At 76.1% G+C, this 6,000-nt stretch carries 4 protein-coding genes; all 4 read right to left on the bottom strand.

Annotated features, from left to right (window positions below; genetic code table 11):
- Positions 1-101: 101 nt before the first annotated feature.
- The 4 genes from ACWD4P_RS22815 to ACWD4P_RS22800 all read right to left on the bottom strand — a co-directional run bounded on the left by ACWD4P_RS22815 (position 102) and on the right by ACWD4P_RS22800 (position 5,954).
- Positions 102-461, bottom strand: coding sequence for a zinc ribbon domain-containing protein YjdM (locus ACWD4P_RS22815; RefSeq protein WP_359821960.1), 360 nt, complete (start codon positions 459-461; stop codon positions 102-104).
- Between the two features lie 53 nt (positions 462-514).
- Positions 515-2,284 carry a SulP family inorganic anion transporter gene (locus ACWD4P_RS22810; protein ID WP_449780834.1) on the bottom strand — a complete coding sequence of 590 codons (1,770 nt, stop codon included), beginning with the start codon at positions 2,282-2,284 and terminating at the stop codon, positions 515-517.
- 349 nt (positions 2,285-2,633) lie between these two features.
- Entirely contained in the window at positions 2,634-3,680 is a 1,047-nt protein-coding gene (locus tag ACWD4P_RS22805; protein WP_449780833.1) for an IPT/TIG domain-containing protein, read from the bottom strand.
- A 141-nt stretch (positions 3,681-3,821) separates the two neighbouring features.
- The gene (locus ACWD4P_RS22800; protein WP_449780832.1) at positions 3,822-5,954 is read right to left on the bottom strand and encodes a HelD family protein; all 2,133 of its coding nucleotides are present in this window, start codon (positions 5,952-5,954) and stop codon (positions 3,822-3,824) included.
- Between the last annotated feature and the right edge of the window lie 46 nt (positions 5,955-6,000).

Below are 6,000 nucleotides of genomic sequence, written 5' to 3'. Positions count from 1 at the left end.
CCCGGGGGGCTCCCGTAGGCGGACGAACCACCCCGGGCCGCTCCCCGCTCCCCCCCGCACGGGTGGCCTCGGCGGGGCGCGGCCGTACGGGCCCGCGGGGGTCAGGCCTTCTTGACCACGCTGGACTTGAGCTGCATGGCGCCGAAGCCCTCGATCCGGCAGTCGATGTCGTGCCCGTCCACGCCGTCCACCAGGCGGATGTTGCGCACCTTGGTGCCGGCCTTGATGCCGGAGACGCTGCCCTTGACCTTCAGCGCCTTGACCACCGTCACGGTGTCGCCGTCGCTCAGCACGTTGCCGACCGCGTCCTTGACGACCCGCTCGCCGGCCGGCGCTCCGGCCGCCTGGTCGGCGCCGCCGGGCACCCACTCGTGGGCGCACTCGGGGCAGACCATGAGGGCGTTCATCTCATAGGTGTACTCGCTGGAGCACTGCGGGCACGGGGGAAGGTTGTCGCTCATGAGTTCAGATTATCCAGGGTGTTCGGAGGTGGCCCTCGGGACGGGTGAGGAGGTCAGCAGGGGTGCCGGAGCCGCTCGGCGGCCCCGGTGGCGGTGAGGCCGTGGCCGGCGGCACGGCCGTCCTCGGCGGCGTGCGCGCGGTCGGCGGGCACCGCCCGGCCGTGCAGGTGGGCTCGGGCGTGGGCGATGGCCTCGGGGGTGGTCGCGAAGACGTGCCCGTCGGCACGCAGCCCGTCGAGCACACCGAGGGCGTCCAGCGGGCGGTGGTGCTCGTCGCGGACGCCGGAGACCAGCACCAGGGTGCCGCGCCGGCGCAGCGCGGTGATGGCGTCGCCGAGGACGGTCGCGCCGCTGGCGTCGATCGCGCTGACCCGCGACATCCGCAGGATCGCGACCTCGACCTCGGCGGACTCGGTGAGTTCGAGCAGGAAGCGGTGCGCGGCCGCGAACAGCAGCGGCCCGTCGATCCGGTAGGCCACGATGTGCTCGGCGAGCAGCGCCAGCTCCTCCTCGTGGTGGTCCGCGGCCGGAGCCTGCGCCCGCAGCGGGACCTGCTCGACCCGGGCCGCCCGGGCGACGGCGGCCAGCGCCAGGACGCCCGAGACCAGCACCCCGAGCACCACGGCGGTGACCAGGTCGAAGGCCAGGGTGGCGACGGCCGTCAGGGCCAGCACGGCGGCCTCGCCGCGCCCGGTGCGGGCCAACGCCCGCAGCGAACCGACCTCGACCATCCGGACCGCGGTGGCGATCAGCACCCCGGCCAGCGCCGCCAGCGGGATCCCCGCGACCAGCGGCGCGGCCGCGAAGACGATCACCGTGAGCACCGCGGCGTGCACCAGGGCGGCGAGCCGGGAGGCCGCGCCGGAGCGCACGTTGACGGCGGTACGGGCGATCGCGCCGGTCGCGGCGACGCCGCCGAACAGCGGGGCGGCCAGATTGGCCAGGCCCTGGCCGAACAGCTCGCGGTCGCTGTCGTGCCGGCCCGACACCCTCATCGCGTCGGCCGCCGTCGCGGACATCAGGGACTCCAGCGCGGCCAGCGCGGCGACGGCGAACGCCGAGGGCAGCAGCGCGGGGACGGCGGAGAGGTCGACGAAGCCGAACGAGGGCGCGGGCAGGCCGGCGGGCAGGTGGCCGATGGTGGCGACCGGCAGGCCGGCCAGCTCGGCGGTGACGGTCGCGGCGACGACGGCGATCAGCGAGAACGGCAGCGCGGGCCGCAGCCGCACGCCGACCAGCATCACGGCGGCGACGGCGAACGCCACCCCGACGGCCGCCCAGTGCGGCGCGACGGCGAAGTCGCGCACCGCCCGGGCCGCGACCACCGCCGGATTGTCGCCCTCGGGTTTGGGCACCCCGAGCGCGCCGGGCACCTGCTGCAGGGCGATGACCCCGGCGATGCCGAGCGTGAAGCCCTCCACCACGGGCACCGGCACGTACGCCATCCAGCGCCCGGCCCGCAGCAGGGCGAGGAGCACCAGGACCATCCCGGCCAGCAGGCCGACGGTCAGCACGCCGTCGGTGCCGTAGCGGGCGACGATCGGCACGAGGACGACGGTCATGGCGCCGGTCGGCCCGGACACCTGGAGGTCGGAGCCGCCGAAGACGGCGGCCAGCGCCCCGGCCACGACGGCGGTGGCGAGCCCGGCCTCGGCGCCCGCCCCGGAGGAGATGCCGAAGCCCAGGGCCAGCGGCAGCGCCACGATCGCCACCGTGAGGCCGGCGAGCAGGTCCTTGCGCGGGGAACGGCCCATGGTGGCGAGGATCGCCCGGGTGGGCAGCACGGCCCGCACCCGGTCGCCCACGACAGCTGCGAGGCTCATCCCGCGCTCGCCTCCGACCGGCCTGCGGTCGGCCGCCGTTCGCCGGTTCCCGCGGTCACGACCGCCCCTTCCCTGTGCCCGTCGGCGCCAGGACGCGCCTCCTACCGGGTCAACGGCACGACAGCATGTATGAACTTGAAGAATTTTTCAAATCACTTGTTTCGCATGTGGTGGATCCTGACAGTAGTGACCTCCCGGGGTCGGCACCGACCGGCCGACCGACGCCGGCACACCCTGCCCGGCCGCCGGACGCCCGACCGGGCCGCGCCGCGCCGCGCTTCGCCGGTCGAGCGCGTCCGGCCGTCCGCGCACCGCCCGGCGGCGGACCCGCCGCCGGGCCGGCCTCCGGCTACGCGGTGTAGCTGAAGGTCAGCGGGCCGCCGGTGCCGCCCGCCGTGGTCACCGTGACGTCCACCGGGCCGGGCCGGTCGGCCGGCGGGGCGGTGGCCGTGCACAGCTGGGGTCCGCAGGAGTGCCGGGTGGCGGGCCGGCCACCGAAGGAGACCGTGGCACCGGCCAGGTTCGCGCCGGTCACGATGACCGCGGTGCCGCCGCCCGCCGGGCCCGAGGGCGTGTTCAGTCCGGAGAGCACGGGGGCCGGCGGGGGCGGCGGCGGGGCGCCGGTGTAGTCGAACGCCGCCGGGGCCTGGGCCGTCCCGCCCGGTCCCGCCACCGTCACGGCGGCACTGCCCGAGCCGCCGGGCGTGGTCACCGTGCAGACGGTCCCGGTGCAGGTGCCGGGCGCCGGAACGCCGCCGACCAGCACCATCGCGCCCTCCAGGCCGACGCCGGTGACGGTCACGGGGGTGCCGCCCGCGCCCGGGCCGGTGGTGGCGCTGACGTCGTCGATCCGGGGCTGCGAGCCGATCGTCGGCGGCAGCAGGCCGATGCCGAGCAGGTAGGTGGAGACGTGCCCGGTCGGGATCGTGTCGTTGGCGTTGGCCACCCTCGCGGTGATCGCGCCGGTGACCGGGCCGGTCCCCTCCGCGACGACCGGGATCTTCATGAACTCCTCGGTCCCGGAGCGGCGGTTGCCGTACAGGACGGCCTCCAGGTGGCGGCCGTCGGGCGAGACGGTCTCGGTGAAGGTGTAGTCGTACGGCGTGGAGTAGAACATCGCGCCGCCGGTGGTGACGCCGGGCGGCAGGTCGACGGTGAAGTGGGTCGGCCCGCCGAGGTCCTCGGTGCCGAACACGCGCCAGGACACCGAGAAGACGCCGTGCCGGTTCTGCTCGGTGGGGTAGTTCCCGGCCTGGGTGAGGACCACCCGCTGTTCGATGACGGTGGCGGCGGGGGCCTCGGCGGGGAGATCGGCCGCCCCGGCCGGGGTCGCGGCGGCGGTCAGGGACAGGGCTGCGGCGAGACCGGCTCCAGTCAGTCTGATGATCGTAGGCATACGGAAATCCTCCCGGGCGCCCGACAGTTCGGCGTCCGCTTTCCCGAATTGCCCGGGCGGGGGCGCGAATTGGCGCGATCCCGCACCCTCGCGCCCACCGCACCCACCCGCCCGGCCGCCCGGCCGACACCCGTCCCACCGTCACCCGCCCAGCGGCGCGGGCAACGGACGGGAGTGCAGGACGTCCAACCGGGAGACCGCCCTGGTCACCACCACGTACAGCCGGTGCAGGCCCCGCGCCTCCGCCTCCACGATGGCCGCCGGCTCCAGCACCACCACGTGGTCGTACTCCAGCCCCTTCACCACCGAGGCCGGCAGCACCGTCACCCGCGCCGTGGTGCCGACCTGCTCGGCCGCCCCGGTCGGGATGCCCGCGGCGAGGAGCGCCTCGGCGGCCCGCGCCACCGCGCCGTCCGCCGCGATCACCGCGATCGATCCCTCGCGTTCCAGCGCGGCCCGCACCGCCGCCACGGCCGCCGCGTCCAGGTCGCCCCCGGCCACCCGTCGCACCGTCAGCTCGCCGTCCCGGCGCAACGACACGGCCGGCGGCACGTCCACCTCCAACGCGCCCAGCAGGGTGTTGGCGAGCGCCGTCACGGCGGCCGGGACACGGAAGCCGGTGGTCAGCGGCACCACCGCTGCCTGCGGTTTGCCCAGGTGGGCGAGCTGCTCGGGCCAGCTGCGGGCGGCCCACGGGGCGGTGGCCTGGGCGAGGTCGCCGAGGACGGTCAGGGAGCCGAAGGCACTGCGGCGGGCGATCGCCCGGCACTGCATCGGGGAGAGGTCCTGGGCCTCGTCCACCACGACGTGACCGAACCCGGCGGGGCGCTCGATCAGGCCGGCCACCTCGTCCAGGAGCATCAGGTCGTGCTCGGACCACTTCGCGCTCCGCTCCGAACGCGGCGGCCGGCGCCACAGGACCGCCGCCTGCTCCCCGGGGTCGAGCACCCCGTCGGCGGCCTCGGCCAGCACGGCCGGGTCGCTCAGCAGGGCGGCGACCACTCCCTCCGGGCGCAGCACGGGCCAGGCGGACTCCAGGAAGGCCGCGACCGGCCCGCAGCGCCCGATCTTCCGCGACCACGCGCCGGACCTGACGCCGGACCGGCGTTCGGCCTGGTCCTGGAGCATCGCCACCACCCGGGTGCGCAGGCTCTCCCGGCCGATCGCGTACGGCGGCGCCTGCTCGCGCAGTTCGGCGACCGTCCGGTCCAGCCGCTCCGGGGGCACCCGCCACCGGTACGAGCCGTCGGGGACGACCAGCGGGTCCGAGCCCGTCGCCCGGATGCGGCCGTACAGCGCGCGGCGCAGCACCGTCGCCATCCGTCCGTCCTGCTTGACCGCGGCCGCCCGCTCGTCGTCGACCGCGCCGACCGAGCGGGTGGCGACCAGGTCCTCGACGGTGCTCTGGGTGACGTCGATCTCCCCGAGCGCGGGGAGCACCTCGGCGATGTAGCGCAGGAAGGTCCGGTTCGGGCCGATGACCAGCAGGCCACCGTGCCGGATCCGCTGCGGGAAGCTGTACAGCAGGTACGCGGCGCGGTGCAGCCCGACGGCGGTCTTGCCGCTGCCGGGCGCGCCCTGCACGCACACCGACTCGCTCAGCCCGCCCCGCACCAGCGCGTCCTGCTCCGGCTGGATGGTGGCGACGATGTCCCGCATCGGGCCGGTGCGGGGGCGTTCGATCTCGGCGGCCAGGAGGCCGCCCGCGCCGTCGCCCGCACCGCCGCCCCCGCCGTCCGCCGCAGCGCGGCCCCCGCCGTCACCGACCGGGCCCCGGCCCGCCGAACCGGTCCCGTCGAGGGGCTCGTCCTCCAGCCCGGTCAGGTCCTCCGGCACCCCCGGGCTCGACGGCGCCCAGCCGAACCGGCGGCGGCGCGCGAGCCCGAGCGGATCGTGGGCGCTCGCCTGGTAGAACGCCCGCGACACCGGGGCCCGCCAGTCGACCACCAGCGGCGGCACCGTCGGGTCCTCGGAGATCCGCCGGCGGCCCACGTAGTAGCGCTGCCCCCGGTGCTCCCCGGCCTCCGCGGTGTCGCCGAAGTCCAGTCGGCCGAAGAACGACGGGCTCTCCGGCAGCTCCTTCATCCGCTTGGCGCGGGTGCGCAGGTACCGGCCGAGCGCCTCCGCACTGGCGCCGTCGCCGGAGACGTCCTCCCCGGCGACGACCTGGTGGCTCGCGTCCTCGACCTGCCGGGCCGTCGCCACCCGGCAGATCTCGACGTAGGCACGCTCCCGTTCCAGTTCGCGGTCGAGGTTCCGGGGGTCCGAGGTCATCGTTCGCGTTCCTTCCTGGCACGGCGGCTCGCCTGCCGCCCAGAGC

The sequence above is a fragment of the Kitasatospora sp. NPDC002543 genome, assembly GCF_053594915.1.
The sequence above is the reverse complement of the archived record's forward strand: the minus strand, read 5'-3'. Positions and strand labels throughout refer to the sequence as shown.

What these genes read in the sequence shown, in the direction of transcription:
- ACWD4P_RS22815 (WP_359821960.1), bottom strand. Translation starts at nt 461, where the DNA reads ATGAGCGACAACCTTCCCCCGTGCCCGCAGTGCTCCAGCGAGTACACC.
- ACWD4P_RS22810 (WP_449780834.1), bottom strand. Translation starts at nt 2,284, where the DNA reads ATGAGCCTCGCAGCTGTCGTGGGCGACCGGGTGCGGGCCGTGCTGCCC.
- ACWD4P_RS22805 (WP_449780833.1), bottom strand. Translation starts at nt 3,680, where the DNA reads ATGCCTACGATCATCAGACTGACTGGAGCCGGTCTCGCCGCAGCCCTG.
- ACWD4P_RS22800 (WP_449780832.1), bottom strand. Translation starts at nt 5,954, where the DNA reads ATGACCTCGGACCCCCGGAACCTCGACCGCGAACTGGAACGGGAGCGT.